21 protein-coding genes are annotated in these 22,326 nt (G+C 69.7%); 14 read left to right on the top strand and 7 right to left on the bottom strand.

What is annotated here, in order from left to right:
- The first annotated feature begins 55 nt into the window (after window positions 1-55).
- The 8 genes from uvrC (at window position 56) to GVY64_RS00695 (ending at window position 9,194) form a co-directional block, all read left to right on the top strand.
- Window positions 56-2,065, top strand: a complete 2,010-nt coding sequence (gene uvrC, locus GVY64_RS00730) for an excinuclease ABC subunit UvrC (protein WP_159837682.1) — start codon at window positions 56-58, stop codon at window positions 2,063-2,065.
- Window positions 2,066-2,176: 111 nt separating this feature from the next.
- On the top strand, window positions 2,177-3,157 hold the full coding sequence (gene rapZ, locus GVY64_RS00725; RefSeq protein ID WP_159837680.1) for an RNase adapter RapZ: 981 nt from the start codon (window positions 2,177-2,179) through the stop codon (window positions 3,155-3,157).
- A complete protein-coding gene (locus tag GVY64_RS00720) occupies window positions 3,154-4,200 on the top strand; it encodes a gluconeogenesis factor YvcK family protein (protein ID WP_043693713.1) in 1,047 nt (348 codons plus the stop codon). Before rapZ ends, GVY64_RS00720 begins: the two co-directional genes overlap by 4 nt.
- Window positions 4,191-5,174: a DNA-binding protein WhiA gene (whiA, locus tag GVY64_RS00715; RefSeq protein WP_159837678.1), complete on the top strand. Its 984-nt coding sequence runs from the start codon at window positions 4,191-4,193 to the stop codon at window positions 5,172-5,174. Before GVY64_RS00720 ends, whiA begins: the two co-directional genes overlap by 10 nt.
- A gap of 204 nt (window positions 5,175-5,378) precedes the next feature.
- Window positions 5,379-6,398, top strand: a complete 1,020-nt coding sequence (gene gap, locus GVY64_RS00710; protein ID WP_159837676.1) for a type I glyceraldehyde-3-phosphate dehydrogenase — start codon at window positions 5,379-5,381, stop codon at window positions 6,396-6,398.
- 5 nt (window positions 6,399-6,403) lie between these two features.
- Entirely contained in the window at window positions 6,404-7,618 is a 1,215-nt protein-coding gene (locus GVY64_RS00705; RefSeq protein ID WP_159837674.1) for a phosphoglycerate kinase, read from the top strand.
- A 2-nt stretch (window positions 7,619-7,620) separates the two neighbouring features.
- Complete coding sequence (gene tpiA / locus GVY64_RS00700; protein WP_159837672.1) at window positions 7,621-8,406, top strand: triose-phosphate isomerase; 786 nt, start codon at window positions 7,621-7,623, stop codon at window positions 8,404-8,406.
- A gap of 143 nt (window positions 8,407-8,549) precedes the next feature.
- Window positions 8,550-9,194: a DUF1579 family protein gene (locus GVY64_RS00695; protein WP_159837670.1), complete on the top strand. Its 645-nt coding sequence runs from the start codon at window positions 8,550-8,552 to the stop codon at window positions 9,192-9,194.
- 9 nt (window positions 9,195-9,203) lie between these two features.
- Here GVY64_RS00695 and GVY64_RS00690 read toward each other — a convergent pair whose 3' ends face one another.
- On the bottom strand, window positions 9,204-9,986 hold the full coding sequence (locus tag GVY64_RS00690) for an META domain-containing protein (protein WP_159837668.1): 783 nt from the start codon (window positions 9,984-9,986) through the stop codon (window positions 9,204-9,206).
- 286 nt (window positions 9,987-10,272) lie between these two features.
- Here GVY64_RS00690 and GVY64_RS00685 point away from each other — a divergent pair, with 286 nt between their 5' ends.
- From GVY64_RS00685 to GVY64_RS00670, 4 genes are all read left to right on the top strand, one after another.
- Window positions 10,273-11,226 carry an EamA family transporter gene (locus tag GVY64_RS00685; RefSeq protein WP_236566516.1) on the top strand — a complete coding sequence of 318 codons (954 nt, stop codon included), beginning with the start codon at window positions 10,273-10,275 and terminating at the stop codon, window positions 11,224-11,226.
- Window positions 11,223-12,821 (top strand): MFS transporter, encoded by a 1,599-nt coding sequence (locus GVY64_RS00680; RefSeq protein ID WP_159837666.1) that lies wholly within the window; start codon window positions 11,223-11,225, stop codon window positions 12,819-12,821. Before GVY64_RS00685 ends, GVY64_RS00680 begins: the two co-directional genes overlap by 4 nt.
- Window positions 12,822-12,882: 61 nt before the next feature.
- Entirely contained in the window at window positions 12,883-13,116 is a 234-nt protein-coding gene (secG, locus tag GVY64_RS00675) for a preprotein translocase subunit SecG (protein WP_039798855.1), read from the top strand.
- Between the two features lie 162 nt (window positions 13,117-13,278).
- Window positions 13,279-13,632 carry a hypothetical protein gene (locus GVY64_RS00670; RefSeq protein WP_159837664.1) on the top strand — a complete coding sequence of 118 codons (354 nt, stop codon included), beginning with the start codon at window positions 13,279-13,281 and terminating at the stop codon, window positions 13,630-13,632.
- Here GVY64_RS00670 and GVY64_RS00665 read toward each other — a convergent pair.
- Window positions 13,587-14,435, bottom strand: a complete 849-nt coding sequence (locus tag GVY64_RS00665) for an SDR family NAD(P)-dependent oxidoreductase (RefSeq protein WP_159837662.1) — start codon at window positions 14,433-14,435, stop codon at window positions 13,587-13,589. The two genes, GVY64_RS00670 and GVY64_RS00665, sit on opposite strands and share 46 nt — an antisense overlap.
- A 54-nt stretch (window positions 14,436-14,489) precedes the next feature.
- Here GVY64_RS00665 and GVY64_RS00660 point away from each other — a divergent pair, with 54 nt between their 5' ends.
- Window positions 14,490-15,479, top strand: coding sequence for an alpha/beta fold hydrolase (locus GVY64_RS00660; protein ID WP_236566515.1), 990 nt, complete (start codon window positions 14,490-14,492; stop codon window positions 15,477-15,479).
- Window positions 15,480-15,540: 61 nt separating this feature from the next.
- Window positions 15,541-16,143: a DUF7691 family protein gene (locus GVY64_RS00655; protein ID WP_159837660.1), complete on the top strand. Its 603-nt coding sequence runs from the start codon at window positions 15,541-15,543 to the stop codon at window positions 16,141-16,143.
- A 9-nt stretch (window positions 16,144-16,152) separates the two neighbouring features.
- Here GVY64_RS00655 and GVY64_RS00650 read toward each other — a convergent pair whose 3' ends face one another.
- From GVY64_RS00650 to zwf, 5 genes are all read right to left on the bottom strand, one after another.
- Complete coding sequence (locus tag GVY64_RS00650) at window positions 16,153-16,632, bottom strand: hypothetical protein (protein WP_159837658.1); 480 nt, start codon at window positions 16,630-16,632, stop codon at window positions 16,153-16,155.
- A 47-nt stretch (window positions 16,633-16,679) separates the two neighbouring features.
- Complete coding sequence (locus GVY64_RS00645) at window positions 16,680-18,989, bottom strand: thiamine pyrophosphate-dependent enzyme (RefSeq protein ID WP_159837656.1); 2,310 nt, start codon at window positions 18,987-18,989, stop codon at window positions 16,680-16,682.
- A 106-nt stretch (window positions 18,990-19,095) separates the two neighbouring features.
- Window positions 19,096-19,851 (bottom strand): 6-phosphogluconolactonase, encoded by a 756-nt coding sequence (gene pgl / locus GVY64_RS00640; protein ID WP_159837654.1) that lies wholly within the window; start codon window positions 19,849-19,851, stop codon window positions 19,096-19,098.
- Window positions 19,844-20,752 carry a glucose-6-phosphate dehydrogenase assembly protein OpcA gene (opcA, locus tag GVY64_RS00635; RefSeq protein WP_201297845.1) on the bottom strand — a complete coding sequence of 303 codons (909 nt, stop codon included), beginning with the start codon at window positions 20,750-20,752 and terminating at the stop codon, window positions 19,844-19,846. The genes pgl and opcA overlap by 8 nt, the downstream gene beginning before the upstream one ends.
- On the bottom strand, window positions 20,749-22,323 hold the full coding sequence (zwf, locus tag GVY64_RS00630; protein ID WP_159837650.1) for a glucose-6-phosphate dehydrogenase: 1,575 nt from the start codon (window positions 22,321-22,323) through the stop codon (window positions 20,749-20,751). Before zwf ends, opcA begins: the two co-directional genes overlap by 4 nt.
- Between the last annotated feature and the right edge of the window lie 3 nt (window positions 22,324-22,326).

The raw sequence follows: 22,326 nt of genomic DNA, 5'->3' as shown, positions 1-22,326 counted from the left end.
GCCTCGCGCAGCCGCCGTCAGCCGGGCTGTCGGTCGCGGTCTATACGCTGGATGGGTGGCAGATCCAGCGACGTACCGGCCCGCGCCGGGCACGATCCCCGTCGAACCCGGTGTCTACAAATTCCGGGACGCCCATCGGCAGGTCATCTACGTCGGCAAGGCCAAGAGCCTGCGCAGCAGACTGAACTCGTACTTCGCCGACGTCGCCGGCCTGCATCCGCGCACCAGGCAGATGGTCACCACGGCCGCGAGCGTCGAATGGACGGTCGTCTCCACCGAAGTGGAGGCGCTGCAGCTGGAATACAACTGGATCAAGGAATTCGATCCTCGCTTCAACGTCCGCTATCGCGACGACAAGTCCTACCCGGTGCTCGCGGTCACCCTGAACGAGGAATACCCGCGGCTGTTCGTCTACCGCGGCGCGCGGCGCAAAGGCGTCCGTTACTTCGGCCCGTTCGCGCACGCCTGGGCCATCCGCGAGACGCTCGATCTGCTGCTGCGGGTGTTCCCCGCGCGCACCTGCTCCAACGGCGTCTTCCGGCGGCACCACCAGATCGGGCGTCCCTGTCTGCTCGGCTACATCGACAAGTGCTCGGCGCCGTGCGTCGGGCGGGTGAGCGCCGAGGAGCACCGCGCGATCGTCGAGGACTTCTGCGACTTCCTCGCCGGTCGCACCGACCGCTTGGTCCGGGAGCTGGAGCGCCGCATGCACGAGGCCGCGGAAGACCTGGACTTCGAAGCCGCCGCCCGGCTGCGCGACGATGTCCAGGCGCTGCGCCGGGCCCTGGAGAAGCAGGCGGTGGTGCTCGGCACGGGCACCGACGCCGACGTCATCGCCTTCGCCACCGACGAGCTGGAGGCGGCGGTGCAGGTCTTCCACGTGCGCGACGGCCGGGTGCGCGGCCAGCGCGGCTGGGTGGTCGACAAGTCGGGCGACGCGGTCGACGTGCCGCAGGCGGGCGGTGAGCTCGCCGCGCTGGTCGAGCAGTTCCTCACCCAGTTCTACGGCGAGCAGGTCGCGGTGGCCGAGCAGTCCGCCGACGACCTGTCCGCCACCGTGGTGCCGCGCGAAGTGCTCGTACCGGAGCTGCCCGCCGACATCGAGCAGCTCCAGCAGTGGCTGTCGGGCTTGCGCGGCTCGGCGGTGAAGGTGCGGGTGCCCCAGCGCGGGGACAAGAAGGCGCTCGCCGAGACCGTGCAGCGCAACGCGATGGAGGCGCTGGCCCAGCACAAGCTCAAGCGGGCCGGCGATCTGACATCGAGATCGCAAGCGCTACAAGAGATCCAGGACGCTTTGGAGCTCGACACCGCGCCGCTGCGCATCGAGTGCGTCGACGTCAGCCACGTGCAGGGAACCGACGTGGTGGCCTCGCTGGTGGTCTTCGAGGACGGTCTGGCCCGCAAGTCGGAGTACCGCCACTACACGATCCGGGAGGCGGCCGGCGAGGGCCGCTCCGACGACGTCGGCAGCATCGCCGAGGTGACCCGCCGCCGGTTCCTCAAACTGCGCCGCGAGCGCGACATGATGGAGCACGAGGACCTCGCCGCGACCGGAAGCGACGAGGAGGCGCTCGACCTGACCTCCAGGCCGGGCATCGATCCCCGCACCGGGCGCCCGCGCAAATTCTCCTACCCGCCAAACTTGTTCGTCGTCGACGGCGGCGCGCCCCAGGTCGCGGCGGCCGCCGAGGTACTCGACGAGCTGGGCATCACCGACGTGGCGGTGGTCGGCCTGGCCAAACGGCTCGAAGAGGTGTGGGTGCCCGGGGAGAGTGACCCGGTGATTCTCCCGCGCACCAGCGAGGCGCTGTACCTGCTGCAACGGGTCCGCGACGAGGCCCATCGCTTCGCCATCACCTTCCACCGCAGCAAGCGCTCGCGTCGGATGACCGCCTCGGCGCTGGACTCGGTGCCTGGGCTCGGCACGGCGCGCCGGACCGCGCTGGTCACCCATTTCGGGTCGGTCGCCAAGCTGAAGCAGGCCACGGTCGAGGAGATCACCGAGGTGCCCGGGATCGGTGTGGCGACCGCGAAAGCGGTCCTTGCGGCGCTCGAGTCCGAATAGTCAGTCGACAGTGCACCGGAAGATTCGGTTTCGCGTACGTTGTGTCTGCGGCCGATACCGAAGCCGGTGCGCGATGATCGGAAGGCACCCCAGAGACGGATCCGGTAGGACATGACACGCGTCGAATCGAACAGCAGTGCGGGCAACCCGCCGACGAGCGCGGGACGAGTGGCCTCGTCCGGCACCGTCGGCGGGGCGAAACCGCAGGTCGAGGTCGTGATCGTGACCGGGCTCTCGGGCGCGGGCCGAGGCACCGCCGCCCGCGTGCTCGAGGACCTCGGCTGGTACGTGGCCGACAACCTGCCCCCGGAGCTATTCGGGCGGATGGTGGAGCTCGGGGCTTCGGCGAAGCCGCCGATCCGCCGTCTCGCGCTGGTCATGGACGTGCGCAGCCGGTTCTTCACCGGCGATCTGTCGGTGGTCACCGAGCAGTTGCGGACCCTGGGCGTGCGCACCAGGGTGCTGTTCCTGGAGGCCTCCGACGACGTGCTGATCCGGCGTTTCGGCTTCGCGCGGCGCAGGCATCCGCTGCAGAGCGAGAGCAAGGACGGCACGTTGTCGGCCGGCATCGCCGCCGAGCGGGTGCGCCTGTCCGCCGTCAAGGCGGCCGCCGACCTGGTGATCGACACCACCGAACTGTCCATCCATCAGCTGCACCGCAAGATGGAGGAGGCCTACGGCGGCGGCGCGCCCAGCGCATTGCAGCTCACCGTGCAGTCGTTCGGCTTCAAGTACGGAGTTCCGCTGGACGCGGACATGGTGTTGGATGTGCGTTTTCTACCCAATCCACATTGGATACCGGAATTGCGGGAACACACCGGTCAGGAGACGGTGGTCAGCGAGTACGTGCTGTCGCGTCCCGGCGCGGACGATTACCTGCGTACCTGCCACCACCTGGTCGAGCTGACCACGAACGGTTACCGCCAAGAGGGGAAGCGATACATGACGGTCGCAGTGGGCTGCACCGGAGGCAAGCACCGGAGCGTCGCGATTGCCGAGGCGCTGGGCGAGTTGATGAGCGAGGTCACCGGCGGACCGGAGGACTCCGCGGATGTGGTCCGGGTAGTGCATCGAGACCTGGGGCGCGAATGACCGGTTGGGAATCGAACCCCAGCATCGTCGCGCTGGGTGGCGGACACGGTTTGTACGCGACGCTGACCGCGGTGCGGCGGCTGACCAGGAAGATCTGCGCGGTGGTCACCGTCGCCGACGACGGGGGCTCATCGGGCCGGCTGCGCGCCGAGCTGGGGGTGCTGCCGCCCGGGGATCTACGGATGGCGCTGGCGGCCCTGGCGGCGGACGCCGACGGCGTCTGGACACAGACGGTCCAGCATCGGTTCGGCGGCACCGGCGCATTGGCCGGGCACTCCGTCGGCAACCTGATCCTGGCCGGACTCACCGAAGTGCTCGGTGACCCGGTCGCCGCGCTCGACGAGGTCGCCCGCATGTTGCGCATCACCGGACGGGTGCTGCCCATGTCGCCGATCGCGCTGGACATCGAGGCGGACGTGTCCGGATTGGAAGCGGATCCACGGGTGAGCCGCTGCATTCGCGGTCAAGTTGCCATCGCGACGACGCCGGGTAAGGTGCGGCGAGTGCGGCTGATTCCGTCCGATCCACCGGCCAGTCCGGAGGCGACCTCGGCGATCGAACACGCGGACGTCGTGGTGCTCGGCCCGGGATCGTGGTTCACCAGCGTGATCCCGCACGTCCTCGTCCCGGAGCTACGGGAGGCCCTGGTGTACACCAGGGCACGGAAAGTCCTGGTGCTCAACCTCGCCGCGGAGCCGGGGGAGACCGCGGGGTTCTCCGCGGAGCGGCATTTGCATGTATTGTCCCAGCACGCACCGGAATTCGTCGTCGACGAGGTGCTGGTCGACTCCGGCTCGGTACCGGAGGGCCGCGAGCGGGAACATGTGGCCAGGGCTGCCGAACAGTTGCGGGCACGAGTAACCTTCTCCGATGTCGCCGAAGCGGGAACGGACCGGCATCACCCCGGAAAGCTTGCCGCCGCACTGGATCAACTGATCCGGCAACCTCGGCCGCAAATGGCAGGGCTTCGAGTCGAGGGACGGCACATGGGTCAGGATGTGCGTTCCGGGTTGGGTGGAAAGGAGCGCGTCCCGTGGCGATGACAGCCGATGTGAAAGACGAGCTGAGCAGGCTCACGGTGTCGCAGGTGAGTTCCCGCAAGGCGGAACTGTCCGCACTGCTGCGTTTCGCGGGCGGCCTGCACATCGTCGGCGGCCGGGTGATCGTCGAGGCCGAGGTGGACATGGGGTCCATCGCGCGCAGGCTGCGCCGGGAGATCTTCGAGCTCTACGGCTACGGGTCCGACGTGCACGTGCTCGGCGCGGGCGGACTGCGCAAGACCTCCCGGTACGTCGTGCGCGTCTCCAAGGAGGGGGAGGCGCTGGCCCGGCAGACCGGCCTGCTCGATGTGCGCGGCCGTCCGGTGCGCGGCCTGCCCGCGCAGGTGGTCGGCGGCAGCATCGCCGACGCCGAAGCCGCTTGGCGCGGGGCGTTTCTCGCCCACGGCTCGCTCACCGAACCCGGACGTTCCTCGGCGCTCGAGGTCAGCTGCCCCGGACCCGAGGCGGCGCTGGCGCTGGTCGGCGCGGCCCGGCGGCTCGGCATCACCGCCAAGGCGCGCGAAGTGCGCGGCACCGACCGTGTGGTGGTGCGCGACGGTGAGGCGATCGGTGCGTTGCTGACCAGGATGGGCGCGCACGGCACCCGCATGGTGTGGGAAGAACGCAGGCTGCGCCGCGAAGTGCGCGCGACGGCGAATCGCCTGGCCAACTTCGACGACGCCAACCTGCGCCGCTCCGCGCGGGCCGCGGTGGCCGCGGCGGCCCGGGTGGAACGCGCGCTGGAGATCCTCAGCGACGACGTGCCCGACCATCTCGCCGCCGCGGGCAAGCTGCGCGTGCAGCACCGCCAGGCGTCGCTGGAGGAACTCGGTCAGCTCGCCGACCCGCCGATGACGAAAGACGCCGTCGCCGGTCGCATCCGGCGGCTGCTGTCGATGGCCGACCGGCGTGCCAAGGAACTGGGCGTGCCGGACACCGAGTCGGCCGTGACGGCCGAACTGCTCGACGAAGCCTGATCCGCGTCTGCGCGCTCGCCACGATCCCCGCGGCCGGATGGTCGCGGGGATCGTGGCGTTCCGGCGGCCGGAATTCCTGTTGGTCGGGCGTCTGACCAGGCATCCCGCCCGCGCGAATGCCAGGTGCGTGTCGGCGAGGTCACGGCAGGGCGTTAGTGTGAGTGGACATCGGAATGATCCGCTGGAAAGTTGAGGAGCGATAACGTGACTGTCCGGGTAGGCATCAACGGCTTCGGTCGTATCGGACGTAACTTCTTCCGGGCGGTGGAGGCGCAGAAGGCGCTCGGCACCACCGACATCGAGATCGTCGCGGTCAACGACCTCACCGACAACGCGACCCTCGCCACTCTGCTCAAGTACGACTCGATCCTCGGCCGGCTGCCCCAGGACGTCTCGCTCGACGGCGACGACACCATCGTGGTGGGCGACCAGCGGATCAAGGCGCTGGCCATCAAGGAGGGCCCCGCCGCGCTGCCGTGGGGCGACCTGGGCGTCGACGTGGTCGTCGAGTCCACCGGCATCTTCACCGACGCCACCAAGGCCAAGGGGCACCTCGCCGCAGGCGCGAAGAAGGTGATCATCTCCGCCCCGGCCAAGGGTGAGGACATCACCATCGTCATGGGCGTCAACGACGACAAGTACGACGGCAGCCAGAACATCATCTCCAACGCCTCGTGCACCACCAACTGCCTCGGCCCGCTGGCCAAGGTGCTCAACGACGAGTTCGGCATCGAGCGTGGCCTGATGACCACCATCCACGCCTACACCCAGGACCAGAACCTGCAGGACGGCCCGCACAGCGACCTGCGCCGCGCCCGCGCCGCCGCGCTGAACATCGTGCCCACCGGCACGGGCGCCGCGAAGGCCATCGGCCTGGTGCTGCCCGAGCTGCAGGGCAAGCTGGACGGCTACGCGCTGCGCGTCCCGGTCCCGACCGGTTCGGTCACCGACCTGACCGCGACCCTGCGCAAGTCGGCCTCCATCGAGGAGATCAACGCCGCCTACCAGGCCGCCGCCGAGGGCCCGCTGAAGGGCATCCTCAAGTACAACACCGATCCGATCGTCTCCAGCGATATCGTCACCGACCCGGCCTCGTCGATCTACGACGCTCCGCTGACCAAGGTGATCGACGACCAGGTCAAGGTCGTGTCCTGGTACGACAACGAGTGGGGTTACTCCAACCGTCTCGCCGATCTCATCGGCCTCGTCGGCAAGTCGCTCTGACGCGCATGGCTGTCAAGACACTCGCGGATCTGCTCGGCGAGGGTGTGGAGGGCCGGGGCGTACTGGTGCGCTCGGACCTGAACGTCCCCCTCGACGACAACGGACAGATCACCGACCCCGGCCGCATCGTCGCGTCGGCGCCGACCATCAAGGCGCTCGCCGAGGCGGGCGCCAAGGTCGTCGTGACCGCGCACCTCGGCAGGCCGAAGGGCGGGCCGGACCCGAAGCTGTCGCTGGCGCCGGTGGCTGCCAGACTCGCCGAGGAACTGGGCCGCAACGTCCAGCTCGCCGGTGACGTGGTGGGCCAGGACGCGCTCGCGCGGTCGGAGGGCCTCACCGACGGCGACGTGCTGCTGCTGGAGAACATCCGGTTCGACCCGCGCGAGACCAGCAAGGACGACGCCGACCGGGCCAAGCTGGCCGCGGCGCTGGTCGAGCTGGTCGGCGACGACGGCGCGTTCGTCTCCGACGGCTTCGGCGTGGTGCATCGCAAGCAGGCGTCGGTGTACGACGTCGCCGAGCAGCTGCCGCACTACGCGGGCACGTTGGTCGCGGCCGAGGTCGAGGTGCTGGCCAAGCTGACCGAGAACCCGGATCGGCCGTACGCGGTCGTGCTCGGCGGGTCCAAGGTCTCCGACAAGCTGGCGGTCATCGAAGCGCTCGCCCCGAAGGTCGACACGCTGGTGATCGGCGGTGGCATGTGCTTCACCTTCCTTGCCGCACAGGGCCTTTCGGTGGGCGCCTCGTTGCTGCAGGAGGAGATGGTCGACACCTGCAAGCAGCTGCTCGAGCAGTATGCCGACGTCATCCACCTGCCGCGTGACATCGTGGTGGCCGACAAGTTCGCCGCCGACGCGGAGTCGAAAGTCGTTCCCGCGCACGAGATCCCGGACGGCTGGCTCGGCCTGGACATCGGACCGGACTCGGTGGACCGCTTCTCGGCGTTGCTGACCGAGGCGCGGACCGTCTTCTGGAACGGGCCGATGGGCGTGTTCGAGTTCGAGAAGTTCGCGGCGGGCACCCGCGGGATGGCCGAGGCGATTGTGACCGCCACCGGCAAGGGCGCGTTCACCGTGGTCGGTGGCGGCGACTCGGCCGCGGCCGTGCGGGCGCTCGGCCTGCCGGAGGACGGTTTCTCGCACATCTCCACCGGCGGCGGCGCGTCGCTGGAGTACCTGGAGGGCAAGGAACTCCCCGGCATCGCGGTGTTGGAGGGCTGACCATGGCACGCAAACCGCTCATCGCGGGCAACTGGAAGATGAACCTCAACCACCTCGAGGCCATCGCTCTGGTGCAGAAGATCGCGTTCGCCCTGCCGGAGAAGTACTTCGACAAGGTGGACGTGGCGGTGATCCCGCCGTTCACCGACATCCGCAGCGTGCAGACGCTGGTCGAAGGGGACAAACTCCTGCTCACCTTCGGCGGCCAAGACGTCTCGGTGCACGAGTCGGGCGCCTACACCGGTGAGATCAGCGCGAGCATGCTCGCCAAGCTGGGCTGCACCTTCGTCGTGGTCGGGCACTCGGAGCGGCGCCAGTACCACAACGAGGACGACGCCACCGTGCTGGCCAAGGCCAAGCAGGCGTTGAAGCACGGGATCACTCCGATCGTGTGCATCGGCGAGGGCTTGAACATCCGCGAGGCGGGCACGCACGTCGAGTACAACCTCGAGCAACTGCGGGGATCGCTGAAAGGCCTGACGCCGGAGGAGATCTCGAAGATCGTCATCGCCTATGAGCCGGTGTGGGCGATCGGTACCGGCAAGGTCGCCACCCCCGCCGACGCGCAAGAGGTCTGCGGCGCGATCCGTGGGGAGCTGGAGAAGCTGGCCGGACCGGAGGTCGCGGCGGGCGTCCGCGTGCTCTACGGCGGTTCGGTGAACGCCAAGAACGTCGGAGAACTGGTCGCGCAGAGCGACATCGACGGCGCCTTGGTCGGCGGCGCTTCGCTCAAGGGTGACGAATTCGCCACCCTCTCCGCGATCGCTGCGGGCGGCCCCCTGCCCTGAGCAGGCACGACAGCCGACAGCCCGGTATCGCTGCGCGCGATACCGGGCTGTGCCGTTTACGCCGAGAGCGATCGCGGACCCCGGACGTGTGCCGCTCGTGCCATGATGTCGGAGCTCGATCCCATAGCCCGGCAAGGATTTCCGTGACTGTTCGCAAGCTGGCCCTGGCACTTCCGGTAGCGCTGCTCGCGCTGGCCACTCTCGTCGGCTGTTCCGCAGACGCGTCCGACGATCACGAGCACCACGACGTGGCATCGAGCACCGCCATCCCGGTGCGGCCGGAGCAGCGGGACGCAGGACATCGCAGGCTCGATCAACTCGTCGGAGAGTGGCAGGGCGACAAGTCGACCTTCGTCGCCGGCGGCACGGCGGAGAACCCCACCAAGCGGGAGATCGTCTCACGCTGGGAATGGATCGCCGAGACCGGCAACAATTTCCTGCGCGAAGAAGCCGAGGACATCCACGGCAGCAGTGCGTACTACCGGCTGGGACTCCTCGGTTTCGGACCGACCGACAACCGTTACGAGTGGACCACCGTCGACAGCGTCACGCCCATGACGATGAGTTACAAGGGCGCGAAAGGTAGCGGCGGCGATGTCGACATCGTCATGGCCGGGGAATTCACCGATCCGGGGGTGCTCGGCCCACAGTTCGTCGGGAAGAACATCCCGATGCGCACGCTGATCCGGCTGGAATCGGCCGACCGGGTGGTCATGGAGATCTATTTCGCGCCGCCCGGCGAAGCGGAGCGGATCGCCGACCGCGTCGTGCTCACCAGGAAGAAGTAACGAGCGCGCTCACTGCGCGTGCAGGACCAAGCCCGCGCCGTTGTCGTTGCGCAGGGTCAGCGTCTCGGCGTCCACCGTGGCGGTGGTCTTGCCGTCCAAGGCCTTCAGGACGGACTGCTCTACCTCCATCACCTCCGGCGAGCACAGCATCTTCGTGGTGGCGATCCGGAAGGTGACCTGCGTGCCGGACACTTCGGCGGTGCCGGTGAGGCGATTGCATCCGGTGCTGCCGGAGACGCTGTCGTCCTCGGCGATGGTGAGCGTCGGCTGCGCCTCGTCGAGGGCGCGCGAGCGGATGCTGCTGTTGTCGGTGATGAGCGCGGTGACCAACCAGGCTGTGCCCTTGACCGGTTTGTCCGGCCGGGCGACCTTCTTGTCGAGCAAGGTCACCGTGCGGTCGGGACTGCGCAGGGTGAGCCGTGCGCCCTCCAGCCGCCAGGTGGGCTTGGAATTCAGCAGGCCGCTGAGCCACTCGTCGGCGCCGCTCCGTTCGTCCTCGCAGGCCATCAAGGTGGTGGCCAAGCCGGAAACGTGCAGAACCTGATCGTCCAGGGAGACCGCGCCGGTGAACTTGTTGCACCCCGCGTCGGCCGCCACCCGGTCGTCGGTGAAGCTGATAGTCAACGGGCCGCCGCCGGGAATCGGGGTGCCTTCGACGTCCGTGGAGAGAAAGGTGCGGCCCACCGGGGTCGGCTCGCCCCCGGCGCGATCCGGCTCTCCCCTCGAGCACGCCGCGATCGCGCAGAGGGCGACCAGGACGAGCGGTGCTGATCGCGCGAAGAGTGCCGCCATGCGGCGATGCTACCGACGACGGCCTGCCGCGCGGAGTGCGCACCGGCATCATCGGCCTGCCGCCGGCCCTGTACCGCGCCGGATCCCGGACTCATGGGATGACTCGCCCCGCGGCGTATTACGATCTGTGCCGTGCACCGATGCTTCCCTATCACCCCGCCGCCCGCCTCCTGAGCGAGGTGTAGGTATCCAGCGCGCCACCGTGTGGTGGGCGCGCTCTTTCGGCATCGCCGCGCACCTCGCTTCCGCGACCCCGATCCCTTTCGTCGCAGGAGCGCGATCTTTCATGTCCTCATCTGTGTCCTCCGCCGCCCGTTCCGGGGTGGTCCATCTCGTCGGCGCCGGACTTCTCTGGGGTACCGGCGGCCTGCTCGGCACGCTGGTCCATCGGGCCACCGGTTTGCCGCCCGTCTCGGTGGCCACCTGCCGCCTCGCCGTCGGTGGGCTGCTACTGGTGGTCCTGCTCGCGGGCACGCGGCGGCCGTGGCCGCGGGATCCGTTGGCTTGGCGCCGGATCGGCGCGGTCGCGGTCCTCGCCGCGATCTTCCAGGCCGCCTACTTCGGCGCTGTCGCGGCGTCTACGGTCGGCCTCGCGACGCTGATCACGATCGGCATGTCGCCGGTGGTCGTCGCGGGGTTGGAGCATGTCACCGGCAGGCATGCGGTGGACCGCCGCCGTGCGGTGACGATCGGCATCGCCCTGGGCGGGCTGGCGTTGCTGGTCGCGCCGAGCGGTCGTGCCGGTGCGGGGGCGTTGCTGTTGGGCGCGGCGCTGGCGGCGGTGGCCGCGGTGGCGTTCGCGACGGTCACCGTACTCAACGCGGCGCCGGTGCCCGGGCTGGACGCGATGACCACCACGGGGCTCGGGTTCACCGGCGGCGCGGTGCTGCTCGTTCCGCTCGCGGCACTGGGCGGGCTGACGTTCGACCCGACGCCCGCCGGTCTCGCGCTCGTTCTGTTGCTGGGGCTCGCGCCCACGGCGGTCGCCTACACCCTGTACTTCCGCGGGCTGTCCGAGGCGCGCTGGCATCGCCGCGGTGCTGGCTCTGCTCGAACCGCTCACGGGTGCGGTGCTGGCGGCGGTGGTCCTGGGCGAACGCCTCACCACGCCGGGGCTGGCCGGGGCCGCGTTGCTGATCGTGGCGTTGCTGCTGGCCGCAACGGCGGCGGGTACGGCGGACCAGGGTCCGGACGCGGCGTCGGGGCGGCGTCGTCGCCGCGACTAAGCTTCGGCGCGTGACAACTGCCGCGACGACCCCGATTTCCACTTGGGCGCCGCTGCGGGCACCGGTGTACCGCGCGCTGTGGATAGCGCAGCTGGTGTCGAATCTCGGCACCTGGATGCAGACCGTCGGCGCGCAATGGATCATGGTCGACCAGCCCAACGCGGCGGCGCTGGTGTCGTTCGTGCAAACCGCCATCACGCTTCCGGTGATGCTGCTGGCCATCCCATCCGGGGTGATCGCCGACCTGGTGGACCGGCGCAGGCTGTTGCTCGGCGCCCAGTCCACGATGGCGGTGCTGGCCCTGCTGCTCGCCGTGTCGACGGCGACGGGCCACACCACGCCCGCGGTGCTGCTCACCTTGTTGTTCCTGCTCGGTTGCGGCCAGGCGTTGACCGCGCCGGCCTGGCAGGCGATACAGCCCGAACTGGTCTCGCGCGAGCAGATCCCGGCGGCGTCCGCGCTGGGCAGCATGAACATCAACATCGGCAGGGCGGTGGGACCCGCGCTGGCGGGTGCGCTGGTCTCGCTGTCCGGGCCGACGCTGGTGTTCGCGCTGAACGCGGTGTCGTTCGTCGGAATCGTCGCGGTACTCACGGTCTGGCGCCGGCCGGCGACCGACCGGCGCCTGCCCACCGAGCGGCCCCTGGCGGCGTTGCAGGCAGGCACGCGGTTCATCCGCGCGGCGCCCGCGATCCGCCGGGTGCTGCTGCGCTCGATCCTGTTCATCGCGCCCGCGAGCGCGGTGTGGGCGCTGCTGCCGGTGATCGCGCGCGACCGGCTCGGGCTGTCGTCGTCGGGCTACGGGTTGATGCTCGGCGCCCTCGGCGTCGGCGCGGTGCTCGGCGCGGCGGCGCTGTCCCGGCTGCGGGCGTGGCTGACCCCGACACAGCGGCTCACCATCGCCGCGATCCTGTTCGGGGCGGCGACGGCCGGCACCGCGCTGCTGCGCGTGCTGCCGGTGGTGCTGGTGCTGCTGGTGTTCGCGGGGCTGGCCTGGCTGCTGGCGATGTCCACGATGAACTCGACCATGCAACTGCTGCTGCCCGCCTGGGTGCGGGCGCGTGGGCTGTCGGTGTACCTGCTGGTGTTCATGGGCGGGCAGGCGATCGGTTCGCTGGTCTGGGGTCTGGTCGCCGACGCGATCGGCTCGGTGCCCGCGCTGCTGTGGGCGGCGGTGCTGCTGGCGTTCTGCGCGGTGAGCACGGTGTGGTTGCCCATCCGGAACGACCCCGAGGTGCTCGACCTGACACCCTCGGCGTTCTGGCCGGAACCCGAACTGGCGGTCGTGCCCGATCCCGACGACGGTCCGGTGTTGATCCTGCGCAGCTACGACGTGCCGCCGGAGGACGTCGAGGAGTTCCTCGCCGCCATGGCCTTCGTCGGCCGGTCCCGGCAGCGCACCGGCGCGATGGAATGGCGTCTGTATCGCGACGTCGGGGTGGTCGACCGCTTCGTCGAGGCGTTCGTCGTACGGTCGTGGGCCGAGCACATGCACCAGCATCAGGTCCGGCTCACCGCGCAGGATCAGCTGCGGGAAGAGGCCGTCGCGAAGTTCGGCGCCGCTGAGGGCGACCAGGTCACCCACCTGGTCGCGGTGGACCGGCGCTGATGCCGGTTCCGGCCGAGTGCCTGATTCGGTGCGATCGCACCGACCGCATACACTGTCCGGCATGCGGATGTTCCTGGATATCCTCCTGATCATCACCAGCGTGCTGCTGGTGCTGCTGGTGCTGCTGCACCGCGCCAAGGGTGGAGGTCTGTCCAGCCTGTTCGGCGGCGGCGTGCAGTCCAGTCTGTCCGGGTCCACCGTCGTGGAGAAGAATCTCGACCGCGTCACCATCTTCACGGGCGTCATCTGGCTGATCGCCATTCTCGGCATCGGCCTGGAGATCAAGTTCGCCTGATTTCGCCGGTCGCCGCCGCACCGAGCACGGTCGCGGCGATGAAGAACGTGGCGGGATGACTCGTCCCTGCCCGGCTGCCACGCCACCGCGCGTCGCGAATCATCGCAACGGAGCGGCGGTGCTCGCGGTTGCCGTCCACCCGCCACTGGCCGCGGGAACAAGGTGGCTTGGTCCGACCTGGCCGATCGGCCGCTGGTGGTGGACACGGTCTCCGGCACCGCCGACGCGGCGTCGTGGCAGCAGGCGAACCCGGACCGGGCCGTCATCTCCTGCCCGAACTTCGACGAATGGATCGCGGCCGACCGTGGCATCGGCGTCGTGCCCGAACTGACGCGCACCAGGGCGCCGCACCCCGGCGTCGGCCATCCGCGCGTCCCCGCCGCACCGCCCTACACGTGTACCCGGCGTGACGCGCGCCCGGTCCCGCCGCGCTCGGTGCAGCGGGTCCTCGGCGGCGCCGTCCGACCGAGTCAGTCGACGCGCGGAATGCGACCGTCGATGTCGGTGAACCCGTAGTACTCCGCGAGATCTGCCACCGGCCAGGGCAATCCGGTGCGTGAGCGCCGTCCCGCGTCGGTGGCGAGCGCGACGACCGCGCGGCCGGTGAAACGGGGCGTCTGCGCGTCGCCGAGGTCGAAGGTGCCCTCACCGGGCAGCGTGACCATCCGCTTGCCGTCGGCGTCGGCCGGAACCAGTTGCAGCAGTTCGGTGTTCACGATGCCGGGCCAGAGCGAGACCACGGTCACCTCGGTGCCGGCGAGGTTGTGCGCCAAGTCGGCGGTGAGCCGGTCCAGAGCGGATTTCGCGACGCCGTACACGGCGTTGTGCATGTATCTGCGTGCCCCGGGCGAGGAGATGTTGACGATCAGACCGCCCGATCCGATCAGCAACGGTGCGGCGAAATAGCTCGCCACGTAATGGGATCGGACGCCGACGTCGAACGACTCGTCCCACGCCGCGGGCGGCACCTCCCAGAACGGCTTGCCCAGCCAGCGCGCCGCGGCGGGGGAGTTGTAGACGTTGTTCACCAGCACGTCCAGTCTGCCGTGCTCGGTGCGGATCAGCTCGAACAACCGCTCCACCGCGTCGTCGTCGCGGTGATCGCACACGAACGGGATGCCGACCCCGCCCGCGGCATCGATTTCCGCGGCCGTGGCGTGTACGGTGCCGGGTAGTCGTCCCTGCGCCGTCGAGCGCCCGGTGACGAACACCGTGGCGCCCGCCGCACCGAGTTCCAGCGCGATCCCCTTGCCGATGCCGCGGCTGGCGCCGGTGACCACCGCGACCCTGCCTTCGAGCCTCTCGGGTATTCCGCTCACGAAACCGGAACATTACCGTGAAACGATAACGTGTTCTAGGTTTTGGAGGTCCGAGTGGAACTGACCCATCGGTTCGTGACGTCCGGCGGTGTCCGCATGCACGTCGCCGAGCAGGGAACGGGGCAGCCGGTGGTCTTCTGCCACGGTTTCCCGCACACCTGGTACATCTGGCATCGCCAGCTTCCCGCCATCGCCGCGGTCGGATACCGCGCTCTGGCGCCGGACTTGCGCGGGTACGGCCGGACCGAGGTCCCGGCCGACCCGGAGGCGTACACCAATCGCGCGGTCTGCGGGGATCTGCTCGCCCTGCTCGACGACATCGGCGCCGAGCAGGCGGTGTTCGTCGGCTTGGACTTCGGTGCGGCACTGGTGTGGGAGCTGGCGTTGCGCGCACCGGAGCGGGTGCGCGGCGTCATCGTCTTGAACAACCCGTTCGCGCCGCGTCCGCCGCGCGCTCCGTCGCAGTTGTGGGCGAAGGCCGCGGCTCGGCACTTCCTGCACCTGCACTATTTCCAGACCCCGGGCGTGGCGGACGAGGAACTCGCCGCGGATCCGAGGGGGTTCCTGGCCCGCGTGTACTACGCGCTCAGCGCCGACTACCACTATCTGGACACCTGGCGCTTCCCGGCGGAGGGCACCGGCTATCTCGACGTGCTGCCGCAAGCGCCTGCGCTGCCGTGGAGCTGGCTCGGCGCGGACGAGTTGGACGTGCTGGCGGGTGATTTCGAACGCACCGGCTTCACCGGCGGGCTGAATTGGTACCGCAACCTGGACCGCAATTGGGAACTCACCGCCGACTACGCGGACGCGAAAGTCACCGTGCCCGCCTACTTCCTGTACGGCGACCGCGATCCCGATATGGAAGGATTCAGCGGTCGTGACCCGCTGGCCACCATGCGCGCGCACGTCACCGACCTGCGCGCGGTCACCGAGATCGCCGACGCGGGCCACCTCGTGCAGTTGGAACGGACCGAGCAGGTGAACGCGTTGCTCACCGACCATCTCGCCCACCTCGCGGCCCACCGGGCCGAGCTTCCGGCCTGAGGCGAAACGTCCTCGGGCTCAGTGGGGTTCGTTGTCGGTGGGCACCGCTAATGTTCGGTGAATGAGTTATAGCCTGAGCATCTACGTCGTCGAACTGGACAGGATCTCCGGCGCCATCGGGTCCCGGGACGACAAGCTCCGGCGGATGATCGGCGGCCGGTTCAAGGCCCAGTTGACCCACGACGACGACTGGTTCGCCGACGAGATCGCGGCCGGCGCGCCCACCCGTTACGAGGCGGTGCGCGCCGTCATCGACGGCGGCCCGTTCGACCCGGCCTACGGTTTCCAGTACGGCTACGCCTACCAGACGATCTGCCAGTTCTACGGGCGGTTCGTGGACAACCGCTACTTCTCGGCGTTCCGTGGCCGCTGGCTCGACCACATCGACGACGGCCTGGCCACGCTCGGCATCAAAGCGGTCAGCGTCCGCGCGTTCATGTATCACTCGCTGCCGTCCTCGCTGCCGCAGCCCGACGAACTGCCCGGCTACGGCGAATGGACGCCGGAGCAGTGCGCGGAAGCGCTGGTGCAGTGGGAGTCCACCACGCCGCCGCAACGGGAGGAGGTCGACCACGAGGTGCTCGCGGCCATCGAGTCCTGCGTCGCGTGGATCCGGGAGGCGCAGGCGCGTCCCGGATGGGGCGTCGCCGGGTTCTTCTACTGAGCCGCCGACCTATTGGTATTCCCCGGCCAGCTTCGGGTAGTCCGACCACCGCGGCAGCGGCTGGTAGTCGAGGTAGGCGGTGAGGCGGTCGAGCAGGTATTGCCAGCGCGGGCCGATCGCGCCGGCGTCGGCGGGAGATACGTGGCGGCGGGTCAGTTCCACGGTGGTGACCACGCCGACCTGGCTCATCCGGACTTCGAGCAGGCAACCGTCGATGTGCACGACCAGTTCGTGCGGCGCCTGGCAATGGTCGACGCGCACCGCGACCGGGCCGGAGACTGGACCGTCGAACAAGTCGATGGTGAGGTTGCCGTTACCGCCGGAGACGGCGCCGAGCCAGCGGGCGAGCTGGCCGCGCTCGGTGGCCGCCGACCATACGTCCAGCACGGGCTTGTGGAACGACCGCAGGTAGTGCAGAAGCACCAGGTCGCCGTCGGCCGTGTGCTCGTGCTCCGGTCGTACCTCGCCGAGCATGGACACCGTGGTCATCGCGAGTCCTTTCCACTGCTGGTCACCGTCACCTCACTGTATTTCCACTATTCCCCGGCCGAATCGAATTCCGGGGAATGCCGGGCCTCGGCGCGCCGCGGTGGCGCGCCGGCCTCCTCGACCACCAGCCGGAGGGCCGCCGCTTCGATGCGGTCCTCGTCCAGGAGCACCGTCGCGGCGGCCGGGCCGAGCGGTACGAAGCTGTCTTCGCTGGTCACGCGCGCGAGACGGCCGGTGAAACCGGCGTCGATCAGAGCGGCGCACACCGCCTCCGACACGCCACCGCTGCGGCGGGTCTCGTCCGCGACGAGCACCCGCCCGGTCGCGTGCGCGTGCCGCAAAAGGTCCTCCACCGGAAGCGGCGCGAGCCAGCGCAGGTCGAGCACCCGCGCGTGGATCCCGTGCCGGGCCAGCCGCCGCGCGACGCGCAGGCTCATCGGCACCCCGTTGGCGAAAGCGGCGATGGTCAGGTCGGCCCCCTCGCCGTAGACCCGGGCGCGGCCGATGTCGACGTGTCCGGCCGCGGACGGGCGCGCCAGCCAGCCGCCGTCGCCCGAATCGTGCAGATCGCGGGTGTGGTACAGCGCGATGGGCTCGAGATACAGGCACACCCTGCCGTCCACCCGGGCCGCGGACACGCAAGTGCGCAGCATCGCCGCGGCGTCGTCGGCGCGGGACGGGGAGGCCAGCACGACACCGGGGATGTCGCGCAGCGCGGCCACCGAGTTGTCGTTGTGGAAATGGCCGCCGAATCCTTTCTGGTAGGCGTATCCGGCGATGCGCACCACCATCGGATTGCGGTAGCGGCCGTCGGAGAAGAACGACAACGTGGCCGCTTCGCCGCGGATCTGGTCGGCGGCGTTGTGCAGGTAGGCGAGGTACTGGATTTCCGGGATGGGCACGAGACCGGCCAGCGCCGAGCCCAGCGCGGTGCCGAGCACGCTCTGTTCGTCCAGCAGGGTGTCGAATACCCGGCGCGCGCCGAACGTCTTCTGCAACCCCTTCGTCACGCCGTACACGCCGCCTTTGCGGCCGACGTCCTCCCCGAAGACCAGCACGTCGCGATCTCGCTCCAGCAGGCTCGCGAGGGTGTCGTTGATCGCCTGCGCCACGGTCATCGGATCCGTCCGTGCCGCGCCGTTGCGGCGGGGCGGCGCATCCGGGCTCGCGATCGCGTCGCCGGTGTCCGCGTGAGCGCGGGGGAGCGGTCCGGTGCGCAGCACGTCGGCGCGCACGAGCGCCGGACGGGACGGGGCGATCGGGGCCATGACGGCCGCCGCGGAGGCGAGTTTCGGTTCCGCCGAAACCACTTCGGCGGCCGCGGCGACACGGCGACCCAGCTCGGCGTAGCGGTCGAGCACGTCGGCGGGTGTGGCCACGCCGGACTCGATGAGCAACCGCGCGGTCGCAGGCACCGGGTCGCGGGCGAGGTCGGCGGCGAGGTCGGCGGGGCGGCGGTAGGCGGTTTCGACGTCGGATCCCGCGTGGCCGAGCAGCCGCACGGTCCGCAGATGCAGGAACGCGGGCGCGCGGTGGTCGCGTACCCACCGCGCGGCAGCCTCGGCGCTGGTCAGCGCGTCCAGTGCGGCGCAGCCGTCCGCGTGGAAGTACGCCAGGCCCGGACGGCTGCCGTACGCCTGCTCGATCCACTCCGCAGGAGTGGGGACGCTGATCCCGATGCCGTTGTCCTCACAGACGAACAGGATGGGCATCTCGACTCCCTGGCGCGCGGTGTGGATCGCGGCATTGATCGCCCCGGCCGCGGTGGAATGGTTCGCCGACGCGTCGCCGAAACTGCACACCACCACCGAATCGGCGGGCCACGGACCGTCGACACCGAGCCGCGCCGCCCGATCGATCGCGAACGCCAACCCGACCGCGCGCGGGAGGTGTGACGCGATGGTCGAGGTCTGCGGGATGATGTGGGCCGCGGCGCTGCCGAACACCTTGTGCCGCCCGCCGGAAATCGGGTCCGCCGCCGCGGCGACCACGCCGAGCAGCACGTCCCGGATCGGGTCCAGCCCGGGCACGCGGCGGGCCCGGTGCACGAAGAACGCGCCCGACCGGTAGTGCAGGAGTGCGGGGTCGGTGAGCCGCAGGGCGGCCGCCACGGCGGCGTTGCCTTCGTGACCGGACGATCCGATGCTGTAGTAACCGCGTCGGGTGCCGCCGAGACGGCGTGCCGCTAGATCGAGATGCCTGCTCGTCGCCTGGGCTTCGAACAGTTCCAGGCACGCAGCGCCCGTGATCGCACTGCCGGGCGCGATCGGCTCGTCCGCCGACCGGCCCGGTCGCGGGACGAGTGCGGCGACGGCGGCGCGGAACCGCTCGTCCAAATCCACTGCCTGCTCGGTCACCGACCGATCATCTCGTAAAGTCCACCGCCCGGCTGGGATTTCCTGCGTTGTTCTTCTGGCGATCCAGCCTGGCGGCGGACAAATTCACGCGATCGTCGGGATTTGCTCAGCCCAGAGCGGACGCGGCTTCTTGATCGAGCAGCCACGTGGTGGAGTCGATACCCGTCGCACCCGCCGCGGGCACCTCCACCGGCTCCGCGCCGCCGATGGCCGCGGCCACCGCCTCGGCCTTGGCCGCGCCGCCGACCACCAGCACGACGTGTCTGCTGCGGCGGATCGCGGGCAGCGTGAGCGTCACCCGCACCGGCGGCGGTTTCGGTGAATTCGTGACGGCGACCACGAGCTCGTGCTCTTCGCGCACGGCGTCGGTGTGCGGGAACAGCGAATTCACGTGCCCCTCGCCGCCCATGCCGAGCAGATGCAGATCGAACGCGCCGTGTTCGGCGAGGTGGGCGTGCACCGTCGCGGAGTACTCGGCGGCCGCCTCCACCGGGTCCGGATACTCGCCGTCGGAGACGGCCACCGGATGCACCCGCGCCGGGTCCACCGGCACGTGGTCGAACAGGGCTTGCCTGGCTTGCAGGTCGTTGCGCTCCGGATCGTTCGCGGGCACGAAACGCTCGTCGCCCCAGAACACGTCGACCCGGGACCAGTCGATGTCGCCGGGCGACTTGCGCACCTGCTCGAGCAAGGCGATGCCGGTGCCGCCGCCGGTCACCACCACCGACGCGGAACCCCGATCGGCTTGAGCCGCCACGACGACCGAGACGAAGCGGGCCGCCGCGGCGGCCACCAGCGACTCCTGGTCGAGGTGCACCTCGACGGTGTCGCTGGGGAACGGCGAATCGGTGTGCTCACTCATAGATCACCTTCTCGAGTCCGGCCAGCGCCTCCGCGTAGGTCTCGTCGGCGTCCAGCCTGCGTAGGTCTTCGGCGAGGCAATCGCGAGTCGCTCTGCGCGCCAGAGCGATTCGCTGCACCGGTTCCCCGGTGCGGGTCAACGTCGCGGTGCGGCCGGTCTGCGGGCGTTCGATCGCGATGGAGACGGTGGGGCGGTGCAGTTCCACCCGCAGCGGCCCGGTGCGCCTGCGGACCGGGCAGTCCAGCCGGGCGGCCAGCCAACCGGCCAGCATGTCCAGAGCGGGCTCGTCGCGCAGCCCGGACACCGTCACCGAATCGACCGACTCGAACGGCGGCTCGTCCATGGCCGCCGCCAGCAGGGCGCGCCAGTACGTGATCCGGCTCCAGGCCAGATCGGTGTCGCCGCTGGCGTAGGACTGCAGCCGCTTCTTGATCGCCGCCTGCGGGTCGGGCGCGAACGTGGCGTCGGTGATGCGGCGGCCGGCCAGGCGGCCCACCGAATCCTTGGACGGGAACTCCGGCGCCCCGCGCGGCCACCAGGCGACCACCGGCGTGTCCGGCAGCAGGAACGGGGTGACGACACTGCTCTCGTGGTTCACCAGCTGACCTTGCAGGCGCAGCACGATGACCTCGGCCGCGCCCGCGTCGCCGCCCACCCGGATCTGCGCGTCCAGCCGGGTGGCGGCCTCCCGGTCGCCGCGCGCGAGCACCACCACGCGACAGGGGTGCTCGCGGCTGGCCTCGTTCGCCGCCTCGATCGCGTGCTCGGCTTCGGAGCTGTCGAGCGTGCACACCACGAGCGTGAGCACGCGGCCCACGGTGATCACGCCGTTGTTCTCACGCAGCTGCACGATGCGTTTGGTGACCTCGCCGGTGTCGGTCCCGGGCATGTCGACGATCACGGGCGCCGCCATTCCCGCCCGGTGCGGGCGATCATCTCGTCGGCCGAGGCCGGGCCCCAGGTACCCGCCTCATACGGCTCCGGCCTGCCTTCGGCGGCCCAGTGCTCGAGCACCGGATCCAGAATGCGCCAGGACAATTCGACCTCCGCGTTCACCGGGAACAGCGACGGAACCCCGAGCAGCACGTCGAGGATCAGGCGTTCGTAGGCCTCGGGAGAGGATTCGGTGAACGCCTCGCCGTAGCTGAAGTCCATGTTGACGTCGCGCACCTCCATGCCGGAGCCGGGTACTTTCGAGCCGAACCGCGTGGTGATGCCCTCGTCCGGCTGCACCCGGATGACCAGCGCGTTCTGCCCGAGTTCCTCGGTCATGGTCTGGTCGAACGGCAGGTGCGGAGCGCGCTTGAAGATCACCGCGATCTCGGTGACCCTGCGGCCGAGCCGTTTCCCGGTGCGCAGGAAGAACGGGACGCCCGCCCAGCGGCGGGTGTCGATCTCCAGCCGGATCGCGGCATAGGTCTCGGTGGTCGACTCCGGGTCGAAGCCTTCCTCCTGCGCCAGACCGACGACGTGTTCGCTGCCCTGCCAGCCCTCGGTGTACTGTCCGCGCGCGGTGGTCTCGTCCAGCGGTTCGACGAGCTTGGTCGCGGAGAGCACCTTGATCTTCTCGGTCTGCAACTGCTTGGGCTCGAAGCTGATCGGCTCCTCCATGGCGGTGAGCGCCAGCAGTTGCAGCAGGTGGTTCTGGATCACGTCGCGCGCGGCGCCGATGCCGTCGTAATACCCCGCGCGACCACCGAGGCCGATGTCCTCGGCCATGGTGATCTGCACGTGGTCGACGAAATTGGCATTCCAGATCGGCTCGTAGAGCTGGTTGGCGAAGCGCATCGCGAGGATGTTCTGGACCGTCTCTTTGCCCAGGTAATGGTCGATGCGGAACACTCGTTCCTCGGGGAACACTCCGTTGACCAGCGCGTTGAGCTCCTGCGCGCTTTTCAGATCGTGCCCGAACGGCTTCTCGATGACGACCCGCCGCCAGGGTTTGCGTGCCGCGTCCGGCCCGGCCGTCTGCGCCAAGCCGTGCGCGCAGAGCTGATCGAGCACGACCGGGAACATGTTCGGCGGGATCGACAGGTAGAACGCGTGGTTGCCGCCCGTGCCGCGCTCCTTGTCGAGCGTGGTGAGGGTGTCGGCGAGCCGGTCGAACGCCGCGTTGTCGTCGAAGCTGCCCTGGACGAACCGGATGCCTTCGGAGAGCTGGTCCCAGACCTCCTGGCGGAAGGGGGTGCGCGCGTGCGCCTTCACCGCCTCCAGCACCACTTGGGCGAAGTCCTCGTCGGCGTAGTCGCGGCGCGCGAAGCCGACCAAGCCGAATGCCGGGGGCAGCAGCCCCCGGTTCGCCAAGTCGTAGATGGCCGGCATCAGCTTCTTGCGGGACAGGTCACCCGTGACGCCGAAGATGACCATGCTGCACGGTCCGGCGATGCGCGGAAGACGTTTGTCCCGCTTCTCACGCAGCGGGTTGTGCCATTCGGCCGCGTCCGGCCGATCCGCGGGCGCTGCTTCGGCCATCGG

The sequence above is a fragment of the Nocardia sp. CY41 genome (genome assembly GCF_009829325.1).
Taxonomy (GTDB): Bacteria; Actinomycetota; Actinomycetes; order Mycobacteriales; family Mycobacteriaceae; genus Nocardia.
This window is presented reverse-complemented; position numbering and strand designations above follow the sequence as displayed.

Coding starts and splice junctions, on each gene's coding strand:
- GVY64_RS00655 (WP_159837660.1), top strand. CDS start 15,541: ATGAGTTATAGCCTGAGCATCTACGTCGTCGAACTGGACAGGATCTCC.
- GVY64_RS00705 (WP_159837674.1), top strand. CDS start 6,404: ATGGCTGTCAAGACACTCGCGGATCTGCTCGGCGAGGGTGTGGAGGGC.
- GVY64_RS00720 (WP_043693713.1), top strand. CDS start 3,154: ATGACCGGTTGGGAATCGAACCCCAGCATCGTCGCGCTGGGTGGCGGA.
- GVY64_RS00685 (WP_236566516.1), top strand. CDS start 10,273: ATGTCCTCATCTGTGTCCTCCGCCGCCCGTTCCGGGGTGGTCCATCTC.
- pgl (WP_159837654.1), bottom strand. CDS start 19,851: ATGAGTGAGCACACCGATTCGCCGTTCCCCAGCGACACCGTCGAGGTG.
- tpiA (WP_159837672.1), top strand. CDS start 7,621: ATGGCACGCAAACCGCTCATCGCGGGCAACTGGAAGATGAACCTCAAC.
- rapZ (WP_159837680.1), top strand. CDS start 2,177: ATGACACGCGTCGAATCGAACAGCAGTGCGGGCAACCCGCCGACGAGC.
- GVY64_RS00650 (WP_159837658.1), bottom strand. CDS start 16,632: ATGACCACGGTGTCCATGCTCGGCGAGGTACGACCGGAGCACGAGCAC.
- GVY64_RS00690 (WP_159837668.1), bottom strand. CDS start 9,986: ATGGCGGCACTCTTCGCGCGATCAGCACCGCTCGTCCTGGTCGCCCTC.
- secG (WP_039798855.1), top strand. CDS start 12,883: ATGCGGATGTTCCTGGATATCCTCCTGATCATCACCAGCGTGCTGCTG.
- zwf (WP_159837650.1), bottom strand. CDS start 22,323: ATGGCCGAAGCAGCGCCCGCGGATCGGCCGGACGCGGCCGAATGGCAC.